Below are 22,900 nucleotides of genomic sequence, written 5' to 3'. Positions count from 1 at the left end.
GCGAAGCGTGAGGCGCAAGCCTGGCTTCTGTATGGCAGGCGGTCACCGGCGGCACGACCGTATTGACTCTCCGGGGTTTGCGTGTCGGCCGTGGTGTGCGGTAGGGTTCGGCTTTGACTTGGTGAGCAGGAGTGTTCATGAACAAGCAGGAACTCATCGACGCCGTTGCCGCAGGTGCCGGCGTCAGCAAGAATGAAGCAAGTAAGACGGTCCAGGCGGCGTTGGACGTCATCACAGGGGCCGTGAGCCGTGGCGAGGCGGTGCAGCTCATCGGCTTCGGCACGTTCTCGCGGGGGCAGCGCGCGGCGCGGACCGGTCGCAATCCGACGACGGGGGCTGAGATCGCGATCGCCGCAGCGAACACGGTGAAGTTCACTGCCGGCAAGGCCTTTAAGGATGTGGTGAACGCGTCGTGACGCAGCGAGAGGTTGAAAAAGCCACTTACGCGGGCCTGCACCGTGAGATTGCTGAGGTGGTCGCGTCCACCCGCGCGGCCGCGGCCCGCAGCGTGAACGCATTGATGACGGCCACGTACTGGGAAATCGGGCGGCGGATCGTGCTGTTCGAGCAGGGTGGTGACGAAAGGGCGGCCTACGGCGAGGCTGTGATCCGGCGCTTGGGTGCAGACTTGTCGCAGCGATTCGGCCGCGGCTTCGGGTGGCGCAACCTTGCCCAGATGCGTGCTTTCTATCTGGCATGGCCGGCCGATCGGATTGTGCAGACGCTGTCTGCACAATCCACTGCCCCCAAAATTGTCCCGACACCGTCTGCAAAATCGACCAAGCGATTGTCCGTTGCAGGGGCCGAGGCCACGCCGCTTGAACTCAGCACGGTCGCGCAGGCGTTTCCGTTGCCCTGGTCAGCCTATGTGCGCCTGCTTTCGGTGAAGGCGGCCGCTGCGCGCGATTTCTATGAAGCCGAGGCGCTGCGTGAAGGCTGGTCCGTGCGTCAACTCGACCGCCAGGTGAGCAGTCAGCTCTACGAGCGACTGGCATTGTCCCGCAACAAGGCGTCTCTGCTCGGAAAAGCCGCTGAACCGCAACCGGGAGAGTTACTCACACCTGAGGAGGCGATTCGCGATCCATTCGTCCTTGAGTTCCTCGATATGAAGGACGAGTACTCGGAGTCGGATCTCGAGGCCGGCTTGATCCAGCATCTCGCCGACTTCCTGCTGGAGCTCGGCGATGATTTTGCTTTCATCGGTCGGCAGCGGCGCCTCCGGATCGATGACACCTGGTTCCGTGTCGACTTGGTGTTTTTTCACCGACGACTGCGATGTCTGCTCATTATTGACCTGAAGGTCGGGCGCTTCAGCTATGCCGACGCCGGACAGATGCACCTCTACCTCAATTACGCGCGCGAGCACTGGATGAGGTAATCCCCCCGAGAAACCGGTGTGATCAGAAGTAGAATTTTCTTGTTGAGGGAGTTCTACCGAATGAAGAAATCGAGATTCACGGACAGCCAGATCATGGACGCGCTCAAGCGCGTGGAATCGGGGCTGTCGGTGCCGGACCTGTGCCGGCAGCTGGGAATCAGCACGGCGACGTTCTACAAATGGCGTTCGAAGTACGGCGGCATGGACGTTTCGCTGATCGCGCGGATGAAGGAACTGGAGGCCGAGAACGCCCGGCTGCGCAAGATGTACGTCGAGGAGAAGATCAAGGCCGAGATCGTAGCGGAGGCGCTCGCAAAAAAAGATTGAGGCCATCTTGCCGGCGTGAGATGGCCATGCATGCGGTGTGCAGCCGGGGCGTATCGATCCGGCTGGCATGTGAGGCATTTGGGATCAGCCAGGCCTGTTATCGGTACGTCGGTCGGCGCAGCGCCGAGAACGACGAGATTGCGAACTGGCTGCTGCGCCTGACGGACAACCACCGGAACTGGGGCTTCGGACTGTGCTTCCTGTACCTGCGCAACGTGAAAGGCTTCGGCTGGAATCACAAGCGCGTGTACCAGATCTATTGCGAACTGGAGTTGAACCTGCGAATCAAGCCGCGCAAGCGACTGGTCAGGCAGGTCCCGGAACCGCTGGCGGTGCCGTCTGCCGTCAATCAGGTCTGGTCGATGGACTTCATGCACGACCAACTTGCCGACGGACGTAGCATCCGGCTGTTTGACGTGATCGACGACTTCAACCGCGAGGCACTCGGCATCGAGATCGACTTCTCATTGCCGTCCGAACGCGTGATCCGTGCGCTGCGGCAGATCATCGGTTGGCGCGGCAGGCCCAAAGCGATTCGGTGCGATAACGGGCCCGAGTACCTGAGCGCGGCGATCATCGAATGGGCCCGACAGTACGGCATCAGGCTCGACTACATCCAGCCGGGCAAGCCGCAGCAGAATGCGTATGTCGAACGATTCAACCGGACCGTACGGTACGAATGGCTGTCGCAGTACCACTGGGAAGACTTGGACCACGTGCAGCGCTTCGCGACCGATTGGATGTGGACTTACAATCATGACCGCCCGAACATGGCCCTGGGCGGATTTACGCCAAAGCAGCGGTTGGCCATGGCCGCTTAGTTTCTACTTCTGAACCCCGTGGAAAACGGGGGGATTACCGATTCGATTCCGTTTGCCGGGGCGCGGATGCTGGCATGCCTTCTGCGCCGGGAAGGGCACGAGATTGGCCGTCGACGCGCGCGCACGCTGATGAAACGCATGGGTGTCGAGGCGCTGTACTGCAAGCCGAACAAGAGCCGCCGCAACGCGCAGCACAAGATCTGGCCGTATCTGCTGCGTGGCCTGAAGATCGAGAGGGCCAACCAGGCCTGGGCACTCGACGCGACATACATTCCGATGGCGCGCGGATTCGTGTATCTGACGGCGGTGGTGGACTGGGCGAGTCGCAAGGTACTCTCGCACCGGGTCGCCATCACGCTGGAAGCCGTACACGCTGTCGAGGCACTGGAAGAAGCGTTCACCCGTTACGGGCTGCCGGACATTGTGAACACCGATCAGGGTAGCCAGTTCACGGCGGGCGCGTTCACCGCGGCCGTACTGGGCCGGGGCATCCGGCTGTCGATGGACGGCAAGGGAAGCTGGCGCGATAACGTGTTCGTCGAGCGGGTATGGCGCAGCATCAAGTACGAAGAGGTCTACCTGAAGGCCTACGAGTCGGTCAGCCATGCCCGGCGTTCCATTGGCGAATACATCGAGCTGTACAACCGGAAACGGCCCCATTCGAGCCTGGCGGATCAGACGCCGGATGAAGCATACTTCGCGACGCTGCCTGCGATCAAATCGGCAGCATGACTGCCTCGGACATTCCACTTAAAAATATCGAAAACCTGTCCGAACGAGCGAGACCACCTCTGTTCGCAATAAATGTGCCAGAACCGCAACCGTGCTGACGTGAGCATTTTGTGGACGGATGGTAATTTGAGGTGATCCATTTAGGTAAGCAGTTGATTCGTAATTAATAACGGTTTCTGTAAAGCGGTATTGCTCCGTTAGCCAGCGACGTTCACGTGCTTGGTCGAAGCAAACAGATCTCTTGACCACGACGCGAACGCCTTTACTTTCGCGGAGAGCATCCGGTTCTCAGGGTAAAGAAGGTTGACGGGAACACCTTCAGTCGCGTAGTCCGTGAGGATCCTTGTCAGACGGCCTGTAGCGAGATGCTCCTCCAGAATGTAGAGGGGCAACTGGACAATGCCGAGTCCCGAGAGGGCGCCGGTGAGTGATGATTCTATGTCGTTATATGCGGCAACGTGTCGGCCTTTCACGTTTGTCCGGACGCCGTTCTTCGTGAAATCGAATTCGAAGAAGCGTCGATTCTTCGGGGAAAACAATCGGCAGACCAGATGATTTTCCATTTCCATGGGCGTGGCTGGCGTACCGTATTTCTCCAAATAGGCTGGTGATGCACAGGTCGCGATATCGAAGACGCCGAGCGGTCGCGCGACGAGTCCCTCGTCATGAATGAGATTGCCGCGAATCACACAGTCGATGCCTTCCCCGACAAGATCGACGGGGCGATCCGTACATCCCACTTCCAGAACGATGCCTGGGTAACGCTCAATAAACGATCCGAGGGCCGGGATGACGATGCGGTGGCCAATCGCAGGAGGCATGTCTATGCGGAGCCGACCCTTCGGTTCGACCCTGGACGCTGTTACCGCAGCTTCTGTTTCATCTAGGTCAGACAACAGCGATACGACCCGCTCATAGTAGATGCCTCCCTCGGGCGTTGCCGTCACGCTTCTCGTCGTCCGGTTTAGCAGGCGCACACCGAGCCTGCGCTCCAATGCGCCAATCTGGGCGGAAACCGTGGTCTTCGGTAGATTGAGCGAGTCGGCTGCTCGGGTAAAGCTTCCTAACTCGACGACCCGAGCAAAGGCACGCATGCTGTCGAATCTGTCCATCGTGAGTCCTCGCGATCCGAGTGTCTGATTGTGCAATTGTATTGCACAATCTGTATTGAGAAAGGCCATTTATCCATCGACGTTGCACGCGTACTATGGTTACGACGTTACGCAGCCGGGTATGACGCGAACAAGCGCAAGCGTGCCTTGGTGACCTGCGTGCGATGACACCGGAGATTAAAAATGGCATTTGATTTAGAGGCGGCAGAGCAGATTCGGCAGCAAAAAGCTAAATACTGTCGTTATGTGGACACAAAGCAGTTCGATGCTTGGGAGGGTATCTTCAAGCCCGACGCAAAGATCACTTTCTACAATCTCGATAACTCGGTGATGGCTGAGTTCAACTCGATCGCCGAGCTGTCGGTAATGTCTCGCAAATTGTTCGCCAATGCGCGGACGATCCATCAAACGCACAACGCCGAGATCGAGTTCAAATCTGCTACCGAAGCAACTGCGATCTGGTCCATGGAGGACTGGCACGTCTATGCGGCAAAAGATGGCAACCCGTCGAAGACGATGCATGGATATGGCTTTTACCACGAGACGTGGGAACGGATAAATAATGAGTGGAAGCTCGCCCGCCTCGAGCTTCGCCGCAACATCCTGACGTATACCTAAGAAACTGTTTCAAAAAGATGCTTTGGGGCTGTTAACTTTCGCGCCGAGCCGTTAACCTCAGGCATCGGAACAACCGAGGCTGAGCAATTGGGCAAGCCGATCATCGACGATGAATTGTGGACACTGATCGAGCCGTTACTGCCGCCGCCCAAGCCGCCGCGCGAGATGAACCCGGGCCGCCTGCCTGTTTCGAATCGCGCCGCGCCGACCGGTATCTTGTTCGTTCTCAAGACCGGGCTGCGTTGGCGTGACCTGCCTGCCGAGATGGGGTGCAGCTCGGGCGTGACATGTTGGCGACGACTACGCGATTGCCAGGCTGCCGGCGTGTGGGACCGCTTGCACGAGCTGCTGCTCGCGAAGCTGCGCGCAGCAGACCAGGTCGACCTCTCGCGAGCCGCTCCCGATTCATCATCGATTCGCGCCGTTGGGGCGGGCCAAAAGCCGGCCCGAACCCCACCGATCGCGCACGACCCGGTTCCAAGCATCACCTTGTCACCGACGCCAACGGCACACTGCTCGCCGCGATCCTGACTGGCGCGAACGTCAACGATGTTACGCAGTTGCTGCCGCTGATCGACGCGATTCCATCGGTTCACGGCCTGCGCGGCCACCCGATTCAACGACCTCGCGTGGTCTATGCTGATAGCGGATATGACTCCGAGCGACATCGGCGAGCCCTGCGCAATCGAGGTATCCAACCGGTGATCGCAAAGCGCCGGGCCGAACACGGCAGCGGACTCGGAAAATATCGTTAGGTCGTTGAACGCACCCACTCGTTGCTCCACAATTTTCGTCGTCTACGCATACGCTTCGAGAGACGTGCCGACATTCACAAAGCACTCCTGAAACTCGGTTGATCGCTTGTCTGCCGGAACATCCTCAGGCGTATCGAGCACCCATTTTGAACTGACCTCTCAGCGCCAATCAGCACGCACGCGGACTTCGCCGCTGGCCGAGACGGTACCAAACCAGGGCGCGCCCGACGTGTCGGTCGCGAGTTGCTTTGGATCGAGCGGGAAGCGCAGGTCCATATCGAGGGCCCCCTCGTACGCGAATGCACCGCCGAGGGTCTCGCGCCACCTTAGCGTGGCGACGTCGTACATGGTGCCGGTGCAATTGTCCGAGCGGTCGTCGAGTGTCCGCGCCGACGGAATTTTGAGCCACCGGGCCGATTGAATTTTGAGCCGGGGTGGAGACCGGTCTAAAGCAGGACCGGTTGTGGATAAGTGTATGGGTTTCCGGCGTCGTTGTCCTCCTGCGTATGAGGGTGGAAGTTGACGACCATCAGCAGGTAGACCAGCGCGATCGCGAGCACGAGGCCGCTCAGCAGCCCGGCGAACGACTGGTGCATCGCCTGCACCTGGCCGCGCAGCACGATCGACGAGCCGGGCGGCAACTGCGCGCGCGCGTCGTCGACGAGCTTCGTCACGTCGGCCGTGACGCCGCCGAGGTCGCGATCCTGGACCGACGCGAAGATGTCGAGCACCGGCTGCACGTTGTAGTGCGACACGACGGCCTGCTGCTCGGCGCGCGTGAAGGTGCCGAGCGTGCCGAGCAGGTTCTGCGCGGGTGCGCCGGCCGCCGGGCCGCCGGCGGGCGTCTGCGGCGACTGCGTGGCGGTCGGCATCGCGATGTTCGCGAGCGACTGCAGCGAATTCACGTCGTATTGCGGCGTCTGCACCAGCACCGGATAACTGACGCCGTTGGCCGGGTTCAGCCAGAAGTTCGGCGTGGTCTGCGAGCTGCCGGACAGCGCGATCAGCAGGTTCTGCGACACGTCGCGCTGCTGGAGCCCGGCCTGGATCGCCTTGGTGCGATCGACGTCCACGTTGATCGCGGGTTCGTCGCCGGGCTGCTGGATCTGCGCGTCCACGACGCCGCGCAGCTGCGCGCGCAGCCGGTTCGCGACCGCGCGGTTCTGGTCGAGCTTGTTGCCGACGATCTGGATATCGATCGGCGCGGGCAGCCCGAAGTAGAGGATCTGGCTGACGATGTCGGCCGGCAGGAACGCGAAGGTCACGCTCGGGAACGCCTGGTTCAGCAGGTTGCGCAGCTTCGTCACGTACTGCGCGGTCGGGCGGTAGTTCGGCTTCAGCGTGATCATGATGTCGGCGTCGCCCGAGCCGATCGGGTCGGACGAGTCGTAGGTCAGGTTGATCCCGCTGACCGGCACGCCGATGTTGTCGAGCACGCCGGCCAGCTCGTTCGGCGGGATCACGGCGCGAATCCGCGCTTCGACCTCGTCGGTCAGGCGTGCGGTTTCCTCGATCCGCGTGCCGGTCGGCGCGCGCAGGTGCAGCCTGATCTCGCCGGTATCGACCGACGGGAAGAAATCCTGCCCGGCGATGGCGAACAGGCTGGTGGAAGCGACGCACGCGAGCAGGAGCGCGGCCGCGAAGCGGCGACGATTCTCGATCGCGGCCGACAGCAGCGCACGGTAGCGCGCGCGGACTGCTTCGAAGCGGTGCTCGAAACCGGCCTGGAAGCGCGCGAAGCGGGCGAACACGCCGCGCGGCGGCTTGCCGTGACCCTTGGCACGCATCAGCACCATCGCGAGCGTCGGGATCAGCGTGCGCGAGAAGAAGTACGACGCGATCATCGCGAAGATCACCGCTTCGGCCATCGGCACGAACAGGTAGCGCGCGACGCCCGTCAGCAGGAACATCGACGCGAACACGATGCAGATCGACAGCGTCGACACGAAGGTCGGCACCGCGATCTCGCCCGCGCCGGTCAAGTTCGCCTCCTCGAGCAGCGCGCCGCGCTCCAGGTGATGCGTGATGTTCTCGATCGCGACGGTCGCGTCGTCGACGAGAATCCCGACCGCGAGCGCAAGCCCGCCGAGCGTCATGATGTTGATCGTCTCGCCGAGCGCGGACAACGCGCACAGCGATGTCAGTACCGCCAGGGGAATCGTCACCGCGATGATCAGCGTCGCGCGCCAGCTGCCGAGGAACAGCAGGATCATCAGCGCGGTCAGGCACGCGGCGATCACGGCCTCGCGCGCGACGCCCTGGATCGCCGACTTCACGAACACCGACTGATCGCCGAGCGGCGTGATGTGCAGTGCCTTCGGCAGGCTGGCCGCGATCTTCGGCAGCATCGCCTTTACCTGACCGATGATCGTGAGCGTCGACGCGCTGCCGGTCTTCTCGACGGTCAGCAGCGCCGCGCGCTTGCCGTCGCTGCGCACGATGTTGGTCTGCGGCGCATAGCCGTTGCGCACGTGGGCCACATCGCGCACGTAGACGACGTTGCCGGCGACGGTCTTGACCGGCAGGTCGTTCAACGCGGCAACCGTCTGCGTGCTGCCGTTCATCTGCACGTTGTGTTCGCGTGCGCCGATCTTCGCGGTGCCGCCGGGCAGGATCAGGTTCTGCGCATTGATCGCGTTGACCACGTCGATCGGCGCGAGCCCCTTGGCCTGCAGCGCGCGCATGTTCAGGTCAACGACGATCTCGGGCACCTTGCCGCCGAACGGCAGCGGCACGGCCGCGCCCTGCACGGTTGCGAGCTGCGTGCGGATGAAGCTGTTGCCGAGGTCGTACAACTGCTGCTCGGCGAGCGTATCGCTCGACAGCCCGAGCTGCAGGATCGGCACCGTCGACGCGTTGTACGTGATGATGTTCGGCGGCAGCGTGCCGGGTGGCAGGATCCGCAGGATCGACGCCGAGTTGCTCGAGGCTTCCGCGATCGCGCGATTGATGTCCGCGCCAGGGTGGAAGAAGATCTTCACGACCGACACGCCGTTCAGCGATTGCGACTCGATGTGTTCGATGTCGTCGACGTCGGAAGTCAGCGCGCGTTCGTAGTTCGACGTGATGCGCTTGGCCATGTCCTCGGCCGAGAAGCCGTTGTACGACCAGACGATGCTGACGACCGGAATATTGATGTTCGGGAAGATGTCGGTCGGCGTGCGCAGGGTCGCGAGCGCCCCCGCGATGAAGATCAGCAGTGCGAGCACGACGAACGTATAGGGTCTGCGCAACGCCAGCCGGACGATCCAGATGATGTTTTCCTCGAAGCAGGGCAAGGGCGCCGCAACCGATGCGACGTGCGTGCAGTCTGCCGGCGGCGCGTTGACCCGGCCCTGACTCGAGGATTACGAAACCGTTATCTGTGCGCGGCCCCGCAGATTTCAAAACCGTCATCCGGCGGTCAGCGTCGTGCCGGCCGCGATCACCAGAATGAATGCGTCAGGCGGCGAAACGCATCCGCGCTCCCGCCGGCGGCGCATCGACGATGCGTCCTCATCGAACCGTTCTGGGGAGTTTCATCATGAATCGCAGACTGATCGCAGCCGCCGCGCTGCTCGCCGTCGTCATCGGCACGCCGGTTGCCGCTTTCGCGCAAACCTCGTCGTCCGGCCTGACGCGCGCCGACGTGATCGCCGACCTGGTGCAGGCGCAGCGCGACGGCACCGTGCCGGCGCCGAACTGGGACTATCCGCCGAGCGCGCAAACGGTCGCCCGCAATCGCGAGCTGTATGCGATCGCGCACGGCGAACCGGCCACCGCGACCGCGTCGACGGCCGTTCCGGCCGTCAGCGCGCAGTGAAACGGGAGTCGGGCAATGATGGGCCTTTCCCGACTGGCGATCGCCGCGCTGCTCGCGGCGGCGGTCGCGCCGGCCTTTGCGCGCGGGCAACCACAGCTACCCGACGACGATGGCGGCCGCGCCAGCGTGCTGCGCGAGCTGAACCCGGCGCGGGCGACCGGCGGCGCGCGACCGCAGGCTGAGGGCGTCACCTCGAATCTCGGTCGAGACACCGGTGGCAAGCTACCTTGCCGGACCTGCACGGCGTCGAGTGCGGGGGGCTGACGGATCTTGCGGGCGACCGGAATTCCGATTTTGAGCACCGATGGCGCACGCCCGCGCTTCCGGTGCCCCGGGGTCGGTGTCTCGTCAGGTATTGGGCGAAATCTCTGCCGTTACAGGCTCGGCCGCCGTCGCCGATTCGTCGGCAAGCGCCCAGCGCTTCACGAGCCGCGCGATGACGAGCACGGCCACCGCGCCGGTCAGCGGCGCGACGGCCATGATCGGGAGGATCTGGCCGAGCCCCAGTCCCGCGCTCAGGATGGCTGCGCCGGCGAACGCGCTGCCGATTGCGCCAAGCCGCCCGAATGCATGCATCCAGCTCAGGCCGGTCGAGCGTGCAACGGTCGGGTAGAAGCGCGCGGTCAACGCGTTCATCCCGGTATTGGTGCCGGGCACGAACCATCCCCACGCGAAGGCGAGGACCTGCAATGCCCAGAAGGTCGACTGCATGCCGTGCACGGCCCACAGCGACACGGCGGCCAGGCAAAAGCTCGCGGCGATCATCCGGTATCGATCGAAGCGATCCATCAGCCAGCCGATCGCGATCGAACCCAGCGTGCCGCCCCAGTTCAGGAAGCCGACCAGGATCGCCCCCTGGGCGGTCGTATAGCCGGCGTCCTTCGCCATCGTGGGCAGCCAGTTGTAAAGCAGGTAAAGCACGAACAGCCCGACGAAATAGCAGAGCCAGATGAGGACCGTGCCGGCGATGTAGCGTTTCGACAGGATGGTGCCGATCGCGCCGCCTTTCACCTTGGGTTGCGTCGGCAGGAAGAAATGCGTATCGGCAGGCACGAGCGTGCGCCCGATTGCCGAAAGAATCTTCGCAATCCGTTCAGGGTGCTCGTTCCGAACCGTCAGGAACGCGACCGACTCCGGCAGCCACAGCATGAGCACCGGCACGCATGCCACGGCCAGCGCGCCACCGACCGTGAGCATCGTGCGCCAGCCGTAAGCCGGAATGATCCATGCCGCGATGAAGCCGCACAGCGCGGCACCGACCGTGAACCCGCTGTACACGACCGTCACGAGAAACGAACGCCGGCGTTCCGGCACGTACTCGGACCACAGCGTCACGACGTTCGGCATCACGGCGCCGAGGCCGAGGCCGGTGACGAACCGGATCGGCAGCATCGTGCCGAGCGACGTCGCGTGCGCGGTGGCCAGGGTCCCGAGGCCGATGATCAGCACGCTGGCGACGAGTACGCGCTTGCGCCCGAACCGGTCGGCAATCGGCCCGCCGAGCAGCGCGCCGGCCGCCAGGCCGAACAGCGCGGCGCTGAGCACCGGCGCGAGTGCGTTCTTGGTGACGCCCCATTCCTTGATAAGCTCGGGCACGACGAAGCCGATGATGACGGTATCCCAGCCGTCCAGCGAGATCACGACGAACGTCAGGAACCCGACGAGCCACTGAAATGGGCTGACCGCGCGGTCGTCGATGAACTCCCGGACGTTGATGGATCTTCCTGCTGCCGCCATGGCTGTCTCCTGCGGTGAAAATCGGGGGCTTGTATTGAGTCGGTCGACCTTCGACGCGATGCCTCGTAGTGTTCGATCGCCGAAAATCGGCGTCCAACAAGAAATTCCGTTTACCGTGACAAAGAAACGTTATAGATCGGCATGTTGCCTTGGCACTTCCTGAGTGCCGGCTCTCGAAGTCTGGCCCGTTCCGAAACCCCTCCCGTTCGAATGTGGCACGATGTTGCCGGTTGCGTACGCTGCCCGAGTGGAGCCGGTAGCCAACGACAAGCCGGACATTGTCAGTCGCCGCCTGACCATCAGCGACGAGAGGATGCGATCGTGACAATTCCATTTCAATTCGTCATTGAGATGCGGTCATGGATTACATCGAAAGCATGCGGGTTTTCCGTGAGGCCAGCCGGAAAAAATGGAAGCCAACGTTTCGTAAAATCGAGAAACGGAGGCATGAATGAATCGAATTCCAAGAGCGGTCTATACGAAGGAGCTTCGCGACGAAGCGGTTAAGCTAGCGTTGACTGAAGGTGTTGGGGTATCGGAAGCTTCCCGGCGGCTGTCGATCCCGATCAAGACGCTGGCGAACTGGGTGCGCGCGGCGAAGGCCGGCAAGCTGAAAGATGTCGGTCGGCACCAGAAGCCACTGACGGAAATGGAAGTCGAGCTGGCGCAAGTCAAGCGTGAATTGGCCGAGGTCAAAATGGAGCGCGATCTCCTAAAAAAATTCGCAACGTACTGCGCGAAGGAGTCGCGGTGAAGTACGGCGTGATTGAACACATGCGACGGGACGATCCGGTGCCGCCGATGTGCCGCGTGCTGGGCGTATCGGTGAGCGGGTACTATGCGTGGCGCAATCGCAAGCCATCCGAAAGAACGAAACAGGAGCCTCGCCTGGAAGCAGAGGTGCTCGCGGCCCATCAGCGAACCCGGGAAAGTTTCGGGCCCGAACGCCTGCAGCAACATCTCGAGGACCGTGGCGTGCGAATCGGCGTGCACCGGATCAGGCGGCTGCGCAGAAAACTGGGGCTGCGCTGCAAGCAGAAGCGCCGGTTCAAGGCCACCACGAATTCGAGGCACGACCTGCCTATCGCGCCGAATCTGCTGAACCAGGATTTCTCGGTGACGGCGCCCAATCAAGCCTGGTGCGGTGACATCACCTATATCGCGACAGACGAGGGCTGGTTGTATCTTGCCGGCCTGAAGGATCTATACAGCGGTGAAATCGTTGGCTACGCGATGAGCGAACGGATGACGAAAAATCTGGTCATGCAGGCGCTGTTTCGCGCCGTCGCGACCAGACGGCCGCCGGCAGGCCCGATTCATCACAGCGACCGCGGGTCGCAATATTGTGCGCTGGCCTATCAATCGCTCGTGAGCCAGTTCGATATGCGGGCATCGATGAGCCGCCGCGGCAATTGCTACGACAACGCCCCGATCGAATCCTTCTGGGGAACGTTGAAGAACGAACTGGTCTATCATCAACGCTTCGCCACGCGCGAGCAGGCACGCTTGGCGATCACCGAATACATCGAAATCTTCTACAACCGGCAACGCACGCAGGCGCGTCTGAACTACCAATCGCCCGTCATGTTCACGCAGCGTTTCTATCTGAATCAGATCGCTGCTTAACCCGTTGGCCTCCACGATTTCCGTCTGAACTCAGTGTTCCTCGGGGGGCGGTGGAATCCGTCGGCTCTCGGCCAGGTACAGCCATCGACGTAATGAAGGTCGACGTCCGGCAACAATTCAAGACCGGACACTAGCCCGCCAGAAGTAGGGGAATTTAACGACGTGTCCTGAAGTGAGCGCATGGGGCAGAAGGCGCCGCTTGGCGAATTGTCTCGTCAGCTTGGTCGATACGTCTCTCGCTACGGCGCTTCAGCCAAGCGCAACTCATGGACCAGGCTAACAAGGGCGCGCAACCGTGCGGGCACGAAGCGATGACCTGAATAGTAAAGTCTCAGTCCGCCAAACGACGGGCACCACGGAACCAGCACGGGCACCAGAGCGCCAGTCTTCAACTCTTCCTCGATGAACCATTCGGAGATAAAGCCGATGCCCAGTCCGAGCTGGACCGCCTGCTTGATGGCCAGCAATTCATTGAGTGCGATGCGCACTGGCAGATCCATCTGGAGCTTCTGGCCCTTGTGCTCCAGCTCCCAGTGATAGATGCCACCGTGGGACATACGCATGCCGATGCTCTGGTGCTGGAGCAGATCGCGCGGGTGTCCAGGGGTGCCGTGGCGCTCCAGATACTCAGGCGTTGCCACCACCAGCATGCGGACGTCGCGCGAAAGCGGCACGGCGATCATGTCTTGCGGCACGGATTCGGCGAGGCGGATACCTGCATCGAATCCTTCGGCCACGACGTCGATCATGCGTGACTCGCTCATGATGTCGATCCGTACCTCGGGATAGCGCTGGGCGTAGGGGTTGAAAAGCGGCTCCAGCAGCAGGGTTGCGACGCCCTGCGGTGCATTGATGCGCAGGGTACCGCTCGGCACGTCGGGGCCGGTGCCCGCTTCTTCGCCGGCGCTTCGGATTTCCGCCAACGCCGGGGCGATGCGCTCCACATAGCGCTGCCCCGCATCGGTGAGGGCCACGCTGCGCGTCGAGCGATTGAAGAGACGCACCTTCAGGCGCGCCTCCAGCCCGGCCACGGCGCTGCTCACTGCGGTGGTGGACATGCCCAGTTCCTGCGCAGCGCCTCGGAAGCTGCTTCGGCGCGCGACAGCCAGAACTGCCTCCAGCTCGGTCATTCCTGTTCTGTGCATGGATTGTCCTGAAATTGCGGATATATCATCCGTCACAAGATGGCTTATCAGAACAATAAACCAATCCTAGACTTCATTGCATCACACTCAGAGGAAGCCGACATGCACCGCATTGAGCACATCTACATCAACGGCGAATTCGTCACGCCACACGGCCAGGAATGGTTCGACCTCCACAACCCGAGCACCGAGGAAGTCATCGGTCAGGTACGGCTGGGCGATGAGCAGGACGCGCGGCGCGCCATCGCGGCGGCCCAGGCTGCATTTCCTGCCTGGTCACGCACTACGCGCGAGGAGCGTATCTCTGCGCTGCAGCGCATGCGACGGGCCGTAGCGGCGCGTGAAGATGAGCTGATGGAAGCCATCTTGACGGAATACGGCGCGCCGTTGGTACGGGGGCGCTGGATGGCAACTTATCCTGCTGACGTCATTGCCCAAGCCATTGATGCCCTCGAATCCTTCGCATTCGAGGAGTGCGTCGGCGCGGCCAAGGTGATCCAAACGCCCGTGGGCGTTGCGGGTCTGATCACACCTTGGAACAGCAACGCGGGTTTCATCTGCAACAAGCTGGCCACCGCGCTCGCAGCCGGTTGCACTGCCGTCATCAAGCCCAGCGAGATGAGCGCGATGCAGACGCAGATCATCGCCGAAGCGTTGCACGAAGCGGGCCTGCCTCCGGGCGTATTCAACATCGTCAATGGCCGCGGCGATGTCGTCGGCGAAGAGATTTCGCGCAACCCCGGCATCGCCAAGATCTCGTTCACGGGTTCCTCTGCCGTGGGCCAACATCTGGTGACCGCGGGCGCCGCTACGATGAAACGCGTGACACTGGAACTGGGTGGAAAGTCGCCCACTGTCGTACTCGATGATGCGGACTTTGCGGCCGTCATGCCACTCGTACTTCAGGCAGGGTTCATGAACAGTGGTCAAGCCTGCATCGCGGGCACGCGCATCCTGGTGCCGCGCAGCCGCCTGGCCGAGTTCGAGCGGGTGGCAAAGGAGGCTGTTTCGCACGTCAGGTCTGGCGACCCGCGCGATGCCGACACCGACATCGGCCCGATGGTGAGCCGCAAGCAATGGGAGCGGGTACAGGATTACATCCGAATCGGACAGGAAGAAGGTGCAACGCTGCTGGCAGGCGGTGAAGGCCGGCCCGAGGGAATGCGCGCCGGATGGTTTGTGAAGCCCACCATCTTTACGCATGTCAACAACCAGATGCGCATCGCGCGCGAGGAGATCTTCGGGCCTGTGCTTACGATCATCCCCTACGAGGACGAGGCGGACGCAATCGCCATTGCCAACGACACACGCTATGGCCTGAGTGCGCTGGTGCTGGGCAAGAACCCGGCGAGCTGCGAACGTGTGGCACGCCAGATTGATTCGGGCCGGGTGCTCGTCAACACGCTGGCCCATGAGCCGCGCGCGCCATTCGGAGGCTTCAAGCATTCAGGGCTCGGGCGGGAAATGGGCAGATGGGGTATGAGCGCCTACCTGGAACCGAAGACCTTGCTTACAAACTGAGCTGCATGAAATCTTGGCTACCCCAATGGACTAGCTGGCCGGCGAAACCGCTCCAGCAGGTCTACCCCGTCTGCTGCGCTTCGCGCGACCGGACAGCAACGCACGACGCGTCCGGGCCTGCCGGCTGGCACAAGGGTTACCCGATCGCTCAGGCTCGGCGACGAGTGGGACATGCTCGATGTCTGAGCGGATCGCTACCCTATAACGTCGCGCCAAGACCCATCCGGGTACCTTTAGGTGTTGATCACTATGACGCCGCCTGCCAACGTCTTCGAATCGGCCATCCGGTTACCCGATCAAAGGAGTGAAGCGGACATTGCTAAAAAAAGTCCGTATGACCGAGATGGGTCGATGACGGTCCGCCGCGTCGGGCGCAGCTAGCCGGCCATGAGGCGCCGTTCATGCCGCCGCGGCCTGGTACATCTGAACGTCTGCAACTCAACCGGGAAAAGCCATTCTGTCCTCGCTCGTTGCCGTCACCTCATCACACGCTACGCCGGAATAGAACAGCCTGCGTGTCGATCTTCGCAACAAGAGGTCGGTACCGAATGTGCCAGTTTGACGATCGATCCATATTGCGGGTTAAGGACTATCCGGTGGACATCCGTTGCCTGATGATGCTCCGAACGAGGCGTTGTCCTCCTTCGAAAATATCCTAATCGAACGGCCCTCGCGTAGTGGGTTGCAAACCATTCCCGATATTGCATGGGAGCGCGGTTAGAAACCGTTCTTGCCAATTGATGCGCCACCATCCACGTACAGCGTTTGTCCGGTCGTGAACGCGGCCTCATCCGACAGCAGGAATGCTACCGTCGCCGCGATTTCTTCGGGCTTGCCGAATCGTCCCATAGGAATGGCAGACAGGTAGCGCCGTTCGCCCTCACTGCCCGCTGCATTGTTCGCCCGGAACAGTTCGGTCTCAGTCGGCCCGGGTGCAACGGCATTTACCGTAATGCCGCTGTCAGCCAATTCAAGCGCCCACGAGCGCGCGAAGCTCACCAGCGCCGCCTTCGCTGCCGCGTAAGCCGTGCGTTGCGTCATGCCAAGAATCGTCAGGCTTGAGATGTTGACGATCCGGCCCCAGCCCCGCGAGCGCATGCCAGGGAGCAACGCCTGAACGGTCTGAACTGCGGGATGCAGATTGACCGCGAGCACGTCATCGAGTTCGCTCAGGTCAATCTCGCCGAGACGCTGGGGCTTGACGAGACCGACGTTGTTGACGACACCGTCGAAGCGGTAACGCTGTGTCAGGTCCGAGAGGACTGCGTCGGTAGCATCGCGGTCAGCCAGATCGACACAGACAAGTTCGCCGGGGTACGCAGCGTTCTGGCGCGCCAGTCCGACGACGCGATGGCCCGCGCGCGCTAGCCGCTCGCTCAACGCGCGACCGATGCCTTTGGTCGCGCCGGTGATCAGGAAGGTCCGATTGTTCATAAGATGCCCTTTAAAAATTGAAGCGCCCCACGCTGCGGCGCGTCCTGCTCACGCGGCAGATTGCTTGCCAGACACATGCTCGGGCTTCGTCCACTCGTTGCCCTTCATGAAAGCGTCGTACGGCGTATGGACGATGTGATTCGTGTAGTTGCTCATGACTTTGGTCGCGACACCGAGAACCACCTCAAGCACATTGCGGCGCGTATAACCGGCCGCGAGGAAAGAGTCCACTTCCGCGTCCGGAACGAATCCACGTTCGCGCACCACTATCGTCGTGAAGCGATGGAGCGCCTCCAGCTTCGCGTCCGGCAAAGCCGTGCCCGCGCGAAGCGCGGCGACCACTGCAGGCTCCATCTGGATCATCTTCGCGAGCGTGCTGTGGCCCGCCATGCAGTAGTGGCAGTCGTTTTCGAAGTTCGACGTCAGATAGACGACCTGCTGCTCGTGAGGCGTGAGCGTGCTTTTCGCAAAGAGATCCCATAGCGCCGTATAGCCGGCGAGCAGTTCCGGTGATTCGGCCATGTGCGCCTGGAGGTTCGGCACAAAACCGAATGTACGCTTCGCTTCTTCAAGAGTCGGCTTCGACTCTGCAGGTGCGGTGTCGATCGTGAAAGATTCGAAGGAAGTCATCATCTGCTCCTCGTTGGTTGACGGTGAGCAGATGATGAGGCGCAATGCACGCAACAAGAAGACAGGCGGTGTCGATAACTGTCATTCCTCGCGGGAATGGACCCGCGACCTCGGCACCGCAGAATATCCCCGTTCCCATCACCTGCGTCGGCACGCCCAACCTACTTGCGGCGCCCGGCCATCTCGTGCCGCCACCTTATCCGCTATGTGCCGCTTGGCGACAGGCGCAGAACGACACGATGATTGAGTTCGAAAGGTCCGACGTGGATACGACTGAAGAGCTTGTTCATTCGTTCATCCCTCTGGTGGGCGTTCAAGATGAGCGAATCACGACCGCCGGGTGGCGGTGCGGAAGACGACTGCCAGCGATAACAGTCATTCCGCGCGGGCATCTCGTGATCCAAGACCGGATCGCCATGCCTCGGCGGAATGTCAATTATTCCCGATGCGCGCCTGTCGCGAAGCTGGACATCCAGGCATGATCGGCGCGTCGGGTCATGTAACGGTGCAGGGCCGGATGTCTGCCGTCGACGCACCATGTTCGTCGCGCGCTGAGCGGCAATTACGGCGGTCAATGTGCAAAAGGAGCAGCGACATGAAGATACTGGTGACGAGTGCCAGCGGCGCGAACGGCGATGGATACGGTCAGCTTCTGGCGTTCTCGATAGATGGGGCGGCGCAAGGCGCTTTCAGCAACGACTTGCGTATTGTCGATCCGCGTGGACTTCGCGTGAACGCGAACCGCCAGTTACTTTACGTGAACAGCGGCGACGACCGCATTCTCGCGCTCGACCCGCGAGGCGAAGTTCAGTACGACACGTGCAATATCCCGAACCTGAACGCCGGTGGCGGCAATCTTGGCCCGGACGAACGCTACTACGTGGGACTGCGCACAGAAAGAACCATTGCTGCATTCCCGCCCGATCTCGACGGGATCGGCACGCCCATACTGCAGCCGGGCGTTGTCCCGTTTCCGCGCGGCTTCGCGTTCGCCTGCGATGGCGCGCTGTTCCTCGCGTCGGGTGTCGGACCGGACGGACGCGGCGAAAATACGATTCTGCGGTTCGCGCCAGGCAACATGCGACGGATCGGGGCATTCGCAGCCGACGACACAATGAGTCCACTGGATCTCGCTATCGCGCCTCAGGGTAATATTCTGGTGTCGAGCGAGTTTCCGTTCGGCTCACCCGCAGCTATTACATCTGTTAGAGAATACGACGCAGGCAGCGGGGCACTGGCGCGGGTGTTTTCTGCTCCGGACAACTTGCCGTTTCGCCGTCCGCGCGGATTGCGGTTCGGACCGGACGGCCATCTGTATTGCACCTCGCAGGATGGCGTGATCGCGTTCGACTATGAAAGCGGGCACTGCCTCGGCATGGTCGTCGATCATCCTCGGCTGAACGGGCAGGCGATCGAATTTTTCGGCGACTGACTAGTCGTTGCGCATGCCGCGGGCGGCGAAATGACTACCGCGAAACATGTAAGGGAAGCCCAGTATGGATCGACTGGCTGCAATGGAAATTTTCGTGAGCGTCGCCGAGGCGGGATCGTTTTCGGCGGCCGCAAAGCGGATGAATGTCGGGCAGCCCGCCATTTCGAAGGCCGTTGCGCAACTCGAAGAGCGACTGGGTGCGCGGCTCATCTTGCGCTCGACGCGAGGTCTGACGATGACGGACGCCGGCCAGCGTTTCTATGAGCGTGCGAAGCGCGCGATCAGGGAGGCCGACGAGGCCGAGCAGCTGGTTCGCGATGCGTCCGATAGCGTATCAGGCACGCTGCGCGTGAGCGCGGCGGTGACGTTCGCGTGTCTTCACGTGCTACCGGCACTGGATGCCCTCATGAGCCGGCATCCGCAGCTGGAAATTGACCTGAGGCTCGACGATCGCAACATCGACCTGCTGGAAGAGGGCCTGGACCTGGCTTTGCGGATGGGATCGCTGGCCGATTCCACCATGACGGCGCGGCGCATCGGCCGTAGCCCCCGGCTCGTCGTTGGCACGCCCGAATATTTCGGGCGTGCCGGCGTGCCCACGACGCCCGCCGACCTGAGCCAGCATCAAGCAATCGTTTATTCCCAGCGAGGCGGCGGTGAATCGTGGACGTTCAGCAGGAACGGTGTCGACGTGGACGTGACGGTATCAGGACGCATACGCGTGAGCGCGGCCGAAGGAATACGGACGGCGGTCCTCAGCGGAATGGGGCTTGCCGTTGCGTCGCGCTGGATGTTTTCTCCCGATCTGGCGTCGGGCAAGGTCAAAGCCGTTTTGACCGACTGGACTTTACCCGCGCTCGATCTGTGGGCCGTCTTTCCGTCAGGGCGGCTGGTGACGGCGAGAGCGCGCGCATTCGTTGATTTCGTGGAAGAGACGCTCGCTCAGGCGTCATAGCAAGTCGTATCGGCCAAACCCATTGCTCAATGGAATAACCGAAATTCCGTGCCGCCTGCTACTGCCAACTCCGGCTCAAGACTAAATTTCGTTTAACCGACTGGATGTCGGAAAGTCACTCAAACATAGCGCACGATATGCGGCGCAAAAGCTTTGAGCGAGTACATGAACGATCGAATCGGAGCAACGGAATGAACACGAGCAATAAGGTTCTGGTGGTGGGTGCAAGCGGACTCATTGGCGTAGCCGCTATCGAAGGCTTCCTCTCTGCAGGTTGGGATGTTGCAGGCATTTCCAGACGCAAGCCGAAACTGCCGAGCGGCCGCGACTTCGACTTTATCCCGGCGGACTTGCGCAATGAGAACGCCGCCCGTGAAGCGCTGTCCGCGCTCGACGGCGTCACGCACGTTGCCTATGCGGCGATCTACGAGAACGCGGAAGATCTGGTGAGCGGCTGGTCGAACCCAGGGCAGGTCGAGGTCAACATTGCGATGCTGCGCAACGTGATCGAACCTCTCGTTGCAGGGAAGTCGACGCTCAAGCACGTGTCTATCCTGCAGGGGACGAAGGCATACGGCGTGCACCTTCACCCTATCGCTATTCCTGCGCGTGAGAGCGACCCACGCGACAATCACGCAAACTTCTTCTTCGACCAACAGGACTATGTCCGCGACGCAGGGGAAAAGTACGGCTTCACCTACACCGTGCTACGCCCGCAACTTGTCACCGGGAAGACGGCTGGCGCGCTCAACGTGCTGCCTGCCATCGGCGTCTACGCGGCTATCCGCCGTGAAAAGGGCGAAGCATTCGGCTTTCCGGGTGGCCCATCGTTCGTGTGGGAAATGGCCGACGCCGACCTCGTCGGCCAGGTGATGGTGTGGGCGGCGCAATCCCGACAGGCGGCAAACGAGATCTTCAATGTCACCAACGGAGATGTCTTCGAATGGCGGAGCGTTTGGCCCGCGATGGCGAAGACGCTGGGCGTGAAAGTCGGAGCCGATGAACCTGTGAGCATCGCGCAATACATTCGGGACAATGCTGACGTGTGGGCGAAGATCGTCGAGAAGTACAGCCTTGCGAGCGGCGATCTCCAGGCGTTCGTCAGACAGGGCGATCAGCATGCCGACTTTGCGTTTGCATACGGCGCACCGGCGGGCCCGGTTGCTTTCGTCAGCACCATCAAGCTTCGTAAAGCAGGATTCAATGCGGCCGTCGACACCCGAGACGCATTTTGCGACGCGCTCCAGTCTTTCATAGACCGGAAACTCCTGCCGCCCGCATTGTGACAAGTCGACGTGGACAAATCGCCGCGTCGAGTCGTTGGCGTGGTGGGGACCGGGGGGCGTAGGTGCGAGACTCGCTGCGTGTATTGCGTTGTCGCGCGCAGCGCGGCGGATGGCTGAAGCCCCCGGATGTTGATGTCCACGCAGAACTGACCCAAAGGGGATGCGGACAAAATCTTGGACTACTTTGGAGGTAGTCCATGTATTCATACGAAGACCGCCTTCGGGCGGTCGAGCTGTACCTGAAACTCGGCAAGCGCATCAAGGCCACGATCCGCCAGTTGGGTTACCCGACGAAAAATTCTCTCAAGGCGTGGTGTGAAGCATTCGAGAAGAGTGGCGATCTGCAGAAAGAGTATGTTCGCGTAAAGCCGAAGTACTCAGAAGAACAGAAGAGCGTAGCAGTCGAGCACTATGTTAATCACGGGCGCTGCTTCACCTTCACCCTCAAGGCATTCAGTACACCAGTCGATCCACTGGTCGTGGCGACCATATATTCGATGCGGAGTAGTGTTCTGGCCCTGCGCGGACACAGTTACCTTGCACGAAGACTTTTTGAAAATCACCGCTGTACGGGCTGGCTTGGCGGTCAGGATGCCGCTATCTGATTCCAGCGCGATATGTGATAGGGCCGGCTTATCCAGAGGCGCGGCAGGACAACGACGGGAAGCGGATTCCCGGTCCCTGCGTGTGGCAAAAGATCGGCGTGGTCAGTAACCCGACGATGTGCGTCACCGGCATCTGGCGTACTTTGCAGCACCCGGATGGCACCGAGCAGCACACCATGGCAATGATCACGGTCAACGGCGACGAGCACCCGATCATGAAGCATATGCATCGGCCAGGTGACGAGAAACGGTCAGTCGTGATCCTGCGGCCCGACGACTGGGAAGAATGGTTGACGACGCCGAACGTCGAGGTTGCCCGAGCGATGCTGCAGCTCTATCCGTCAGAGGATATGGCGGCGGAGCCCAAGTGATTCCGTTACGCCGGAATCTCCCCAATCCCGTTTGGAGGCTTTCGTCTACATCATCAAATTGCCACAAGGCTTATATTCTAGTCGCGTAGCCAAAAAATCCCCTACCACACGAGGGGCGGTGGTAGGGGCAAAAAGCACCTTCTCTTGGCACGAGGGTGGTGCATGCGTAGTATAGATCCCCGCACAATATTGTGAAATAATTGTTGAATGCATCCCGCAATTCCGTACGAAATTAGAAATAATCGCGTAGGGTAAACGAATGGTTTGTGAGCGCCATCGTGCTGTTGGCTCTGTTAAGCCCGCTCAATGCGGGCTTTTTCCTTCAAGACTTCAGATCGATTGGGCCGCCGCATTTGTGGATTGTTCTCCGTATTTCGCAAACGCGGTCCCGTCAGTGGAAGGTATCCGCTCGCGTCCCACATGCACAAGCCGTTCGACGAGAAACGGTCGGTCGTGATCCTGCGGCCCGACGACTGGGAAGAATGGTTGACGACGTCGAACGTAGAAGCCGCGCGCGATGCTGCAGCTCTATCCAGCGGACGAGATGGTCGCCGCACCGGCGCAAGCGGGAATGTAAACGGGGTACAGGTGAAGCGTTCGTTGAAAGTCAACA

17 protein-coding genes and 6 pseudogenes are annotated in these 22,900 nt (G+C 61.4%); 16 read left to right on the top strand and 7 right to left on the bottom strand.

Annotation, left to right across the window (positions count from 1 at the left end):
- The first annotated feature begins 137 nt into the window (after window positions 1–137).
- From BX604_RS37815 to BX604_RS37800, 4 genes and pseudogenes are all read left to right on the top strand, one after another.
- Window positions 138–416: an HU family DNA-binding protein gene (locus BX604_RS37815; protein ID WP_098557222.1), complete on the top strand. Its 279-nt coding sequence runs from the start codon at window positions 138–140 to the stop codon at window positions 414–416.
- Between the two features lie 56 nt (window positions 417–472).
- Window positions 473–1,375: pseudogene (locus tag BX604_RS37810) on the top strand (PDDEXK nuclease domain-containing protein); the annotation flags it as partial.
- Window positions 1,376–1,438: 63 nt separating this feature from the next.
- Window positions 1,439–2,526 (top strand): IS3 family transposase gene (locus tag BX604_RS37805; RefSeq protein WP_098557217.1). Its coding sequence is split into 2 segments (ribosomal slippage): window positions 1,439–1,700 and window positions 1,700–2,526, totalling 1,089 coding nucleotides; the frame shifts between segments, so codons are not numbered across the junction.
- A 48-nt stretch (window positions 2,527–2,574) separates the two neighbouring features.
- Window positions 2,575–3,258, top strand: a pseudogene (locus BX604_RS37800) (IS3 family transposase); the annotation flags it as partial.
- Window positions 3,259–3,455: 197 nt separating this feature from the next.
- Here BX604_RS37800 and BX604_RS37795 read toward each other — a convergent pair.
- Window positions 3,456–4,370, bottom strand: coding sequence for a LysR family transcriptional regulator (locus BX604_RS37795; RefSeq protein ID WP_098557212.1), 915 nt, complete (start codon window positions 4,368–4,370; stop codon window positions 3,456–3,458).
- A gap of 183 nt (window positions 4,371–4,553) precedes the next feature.
- Between BX604_RS37795 and BX604_RS37790 the strand changes: the two genes are divergently transcribed.
- Together BX604_RS37790 and BX604_RS37785 are read left to right on the top strand one after the other, a co-directional pair.
- Window positions 4,554–4,988, top strand: a complete 435-nt coding sequence (locus BX604_RS37790; RefSeq protein WP_098557209.1) for a nuclear transport factor 2 family protein — start codon at window positions 4,554–4,556, stop codon at window positions 4,986–4,988.
- Window positions 4,989–5,075: 87 nt separating this feature from the next.
- A pseudogene (locus BX604_RS37785) lies at window positions 5,076–5,845 on the top strand (IS5 family transposase).
- A 57-nt stretch (window positions 5,846–5,902) separates the two neighbouring features.
- Here the strand turns inward: BX604_RS37785 and BX604_RS37780 are convergent.
- Together BX604_RS37780 and BX604_RS37775 are read right to left on the bottom strand one after the other, a co-directional pair.
- The gene (locus tag BX604_RS37780; RefSeq protein WP_098557207.1) at window positions 5,903–6,091 is read right to left on the bottom strand and encodes a hypothetical protein; all 189 of its coding nucleotides are present in this window, start codon (window positions 6,089–6,091) and stop codon (window positions 5,903–5,905) included.
- Window positions 6,092–6,189: 98 nt separating this feature from the next.
- Window positions 6,190–8,997, bottom strand: coding sequence for an efflux RND transporter permease subunit (locus tag BX604_RS37775; RefSeq protein ID WP_257146520.1), 2,808 nt, complete (start codon window positions 8,995–8,997; stop codon window positions 6,190–6,192).
- 269 nt (window positions 8,998–9,266) lie between these two features.
- On the opposite strand from BX604_RS37775, the gene BX604_RS37770 reads away from it, so the two are divergent.
- Entirely contained in the window at window positions 9,267–9,545 is a 279-nt protein-coding gene (locus tag BX604_RS37770; protein WP_098557204.1) for a DUF4148 domain-containing protein, read from the top strand.
- Between the two features lie 15 nt (window positions 9,546–9,560).
- Window positions 9,561–9,809: a hypothetical protein gene (locus BX604_RS37765; RefSeq protein WP_098557201.1), complete on the top strand. Its 249-nt coding sequence runs from the start codon at window positions 9,561–9,563 to the stop codon at window positions 9,807–9,809.
- Between the two features lie 84 nt (window positions 9,810–9,893).
- Here the strand turns inward: BX604_RS37765 and BX604_RS37760 are convergent, their stop codons facing one another.
- A complete protein-coding gene (locus tag BX604_RS37760; protein WP_098557198.1) occupies window positions 9,894–11,282 on the bottom strand; it encodes an MFS transporter in 1,389 nt (462 codons plus the stop codon).
- Window positions 11,283–11,733: 451 nt separating this feature from the next.
- On the opposite strand from BX604_RS37760, the gene BX604_RS37755 reads away from it, so the two are divergent.
- A protein-coding gene (locus tag BX604_RS37755; protein WP_098557195.1) for an IS3 family transposase occupies window positions 11,734–12,908 on the top strand; the annotation gives its coding sequence in 2 pieces (ribosomal slippage) (window positions 11,734–12,004 and window positions 12,004–12,908; 1,176 coding nt in all).
- Between the two features lie 239 nt (window positions 12,909–13,147).
- On the opposite strand, the gene BX604_RS37750 is transcribed toward BX604_RS37755, so the two are convergent.
- On the bottom strand, window positions 13,148–14,053 hold the full coding sequence (locus BX604_RS37750) for a LysR family transcriptional regulator (RefSeq protein WP_179894969.1): 906 nt from the start codon (window positions 14,051–14,053) through the stop codon (window positions 13,148–13,150).
- A 102-nt stretch (window positions 14,054–14,155) separates the two neighbouring features.
- On the opposite strand from BX604_RS37750, the gene BX604_RS37745 reads away from it, so the two are divergent.
- Window positions 14,156–15,574 (top strand): aldehyde dehydrogenase family protein, encoded by a 1,419-nt coding sequence (locus tag BX604_RS37745; protein WP_098557365.1) that lies wholly within the window; start codon window positions 14,156–14,158, stop codon window positions 15,572–15,574.
- A 717-nt stretch (window positions 15,575–16,291) separates the two neighbouring features.
- Here BX604_RS37745 and BX604_RS37740 read toward each other — a convergent pair.
- Together BX604_RS37740 and BX604_RS37735 are read right to left on the bottom strand one after the other, a co-directional pair.
- Entirely contained in the window at window positions 16,292–17,008 is a 717-nt protein-coding gene (locus BX604_RS37740; RefSeq protein WP_098557189.1) for an SDR family oxidoreductase, read from the bottom strand.
- A 48-nt stretch (window positions 17,009–17,056) separates the two neighbouring features.
- A complete protein-coding gene (locus BX604_RS37735) occupies window positions 17,057–17,638 on the bottom strand; it encodes a carboxymuconolactone decarboxylase family protein (RefSeq protein WP_098557363.1) in 582 nt (193 codons plus the stop codon).
- 595 nt (window positions 17,639–18,233) lie between these two features.
- On the opposite strand from BX604_RS37735, the gene BX604_RS37730 reads away from it, so the two are divergent.
- From BX604_RS37730 to BX604_RS37705, 6 genes and pseudogenes are all read left to right on the top strand, one after another.
- On the top strand, window positions 18,234–19,070 hold the full coding sequence (locus BX604_RS37730) for a hypothetical protein (protein WP_143748206.1): 837 nt from the start codon (window positions 18,234–18,236) through the stop codon (window positions 19,068–19,070).
- A 64-nt stretch (window positions 19,071–19,134) separates the two neighbouring features.
- The gene (locus BX604_RS37725) at window positions 19,135–20,025 is read left to right on the top strand and encodes a LysR family transcriptional regulator (protein WP_098557183.1); all 891 of its coding nucleotides are present in this window, start codon (window positions 19,135–19,137) and stop codon (window positions 20,023–20,025) included.
- 191 nt (window positions 20,026–20,216) lie between these two features.
- On the top strand, window positions 20,217–21,311 hold the full coding sequence (locus BX604_RS37720; protein WP_098557181.1) for an NAD-dependent epimerase/dehydratase family protein: 1,095 nt from the start codon (window positions 20,217–20,219) through the stop codon (window positions 21,309–21,311).
- 197 nt (window positions 21,312–21,508) lie between these two features.
- A pseudogene (locus tag BX604_RS37715) lies at window positions 21,509–21,802 on the top strand (IS3 family transposase); the annotation flags it as partial.
- A 65-nt stretch (window positions 21,803–21,867) separates the two neighbouring features.
- Window positions 21,868–22,287: pseudogene (locus BX604_RS37710) on the top strand (SOS response-associated peptidase family protein); the annotation flags it as partial.
- 405 nt (window positions 22,288–22,692) lie between these two features.
- A pseudogene (locus BX604_RS37705) lies at window positions 22,693–22,864 on the top strand (SOS response-associated peptidase family protein); the annotation flags it as partial.
- Window positions 22,865–22,900: the final 36 nt, after the last annotated feature.

This window comes from Burkholderia sp. JKS000303 (assembly GCF_002563755.1).
In the GTDB taxonomy this organism is placed as follows: Bacteria; Pseudomonadota; Gammaproteobacteria; order Burkholderiales; family Burkholderiaceae; genus Burkholderia; species Burkholderia anthina_B.
This window is presented reverse-complemented; position numbering and strand designations above follow the sequence as displayed.

What these genes read in the sequence shown, in the direction of transcription:
- BX604_RS37735 (WP_098557363.1), bottom strand. Translation starts at nt 17,638, where the DNA reads ATGACTTCCTTCGAATCTTTCACGATCGACACCGCACCTGCAGAGTCG.
- BX604_RS37750 (WP_179894969.1), bottom strand. Translation starts at nt 14,053, where the DNA reads ATGCACAGAACAGGAATGACCGAGCTGGAGGCAGTTCTGGCTGTCGCG.
- BX604_RS37815 (WP_098557222.1), top strand. Translation starts at nt 138, where the DNA reads ATGAACAAGCAGGAACTCATCGACGCCGTTGCCGCAGGTGCCGGCGTC.
- BX604_RS37740 (WP_098557189.1), bottom strand. Translation starts at nt 17,008, where the DNA reads ATGAACAATCGGACCTTCCTGATCACCGGCGCGACCAAAGGCATCGGT.
- BX604_RS37720 (WP_098557181.1), top strand. Translation starts at nt 20,217, where the DNA reads ATGAACACGAGCAATAAGGTTCTGGTGGTGGGTGCAAGCGGACTCATT.
- BX604_RS37790 (WP_098557209.1), top strand. Translation starts at nt 4,554, where the DNA reads ATGGCATTTGATTTAGAGGCGGCAGAGCAGATTCGGCAGCAAAAAGCT.
- BX604_RS37760 (WP_098557198.1), bottom strand. Translation starts at nt 11,282, where the DNA reads ATGGCGGCAGCAGGAAGATCCATCAACGTCCGGGAGTTCATCGACGAC.
- BX604_RS37745 (WP_098557365.1), top strand. Translation starts at nt 14,156, where the DNA reads ATGCACCGCATTGAGCACATCTACATCAACGGCGAATTCGTCACGCCA.
- BX604_RS37725 (WP_098557183.1), top strand. Translation starts at nt 19,135, where the DNA reads ATGGATCGACTGGCTGCAATGGAAATTTTCGTGAGCGTCGCCGAGGCG.
- BX604_RS37765 (WP_098557201.1), top strand. Translation starts at nt 9,561, where the DNA reads ATGATGGGCCTTTCCCGACTGGCGATCGCCGCGCTGCTCGCGGCGGCG.
- BX604_RS37780 (WP_098557207.1), bottom strand. Translation starts at nt 6,091, where the DNA reads ATGTACGACGTCGCCACGCTAAGGTGGCGCGAGACCCTCGGCGGTGCA.
- BX604_RS37795 (WP_098557212.1), bottom strand. Translation starts at nt 4,370, where the DNA reads ATGGACAGATTCGACAGCATGCGTGCCTTTGCTCGGGTCGTCGAGTTA.
- BX604_RS37730 (WP_143748206.1), top strand. Translation starts at nt 18,234, where the DNA reads ATGAAGATACTGGTGACGAGTGCCAGCGGCGCGAACGGCGATGGATAC.
- BX604_RS37770 (WP_098557204.1), top strand. Translation starts at nt 9,267, where the DNA reads ATGAATCGCAGACTGATCGCAGCCGCCGCGCTGCTCGCCGTCGTCATC.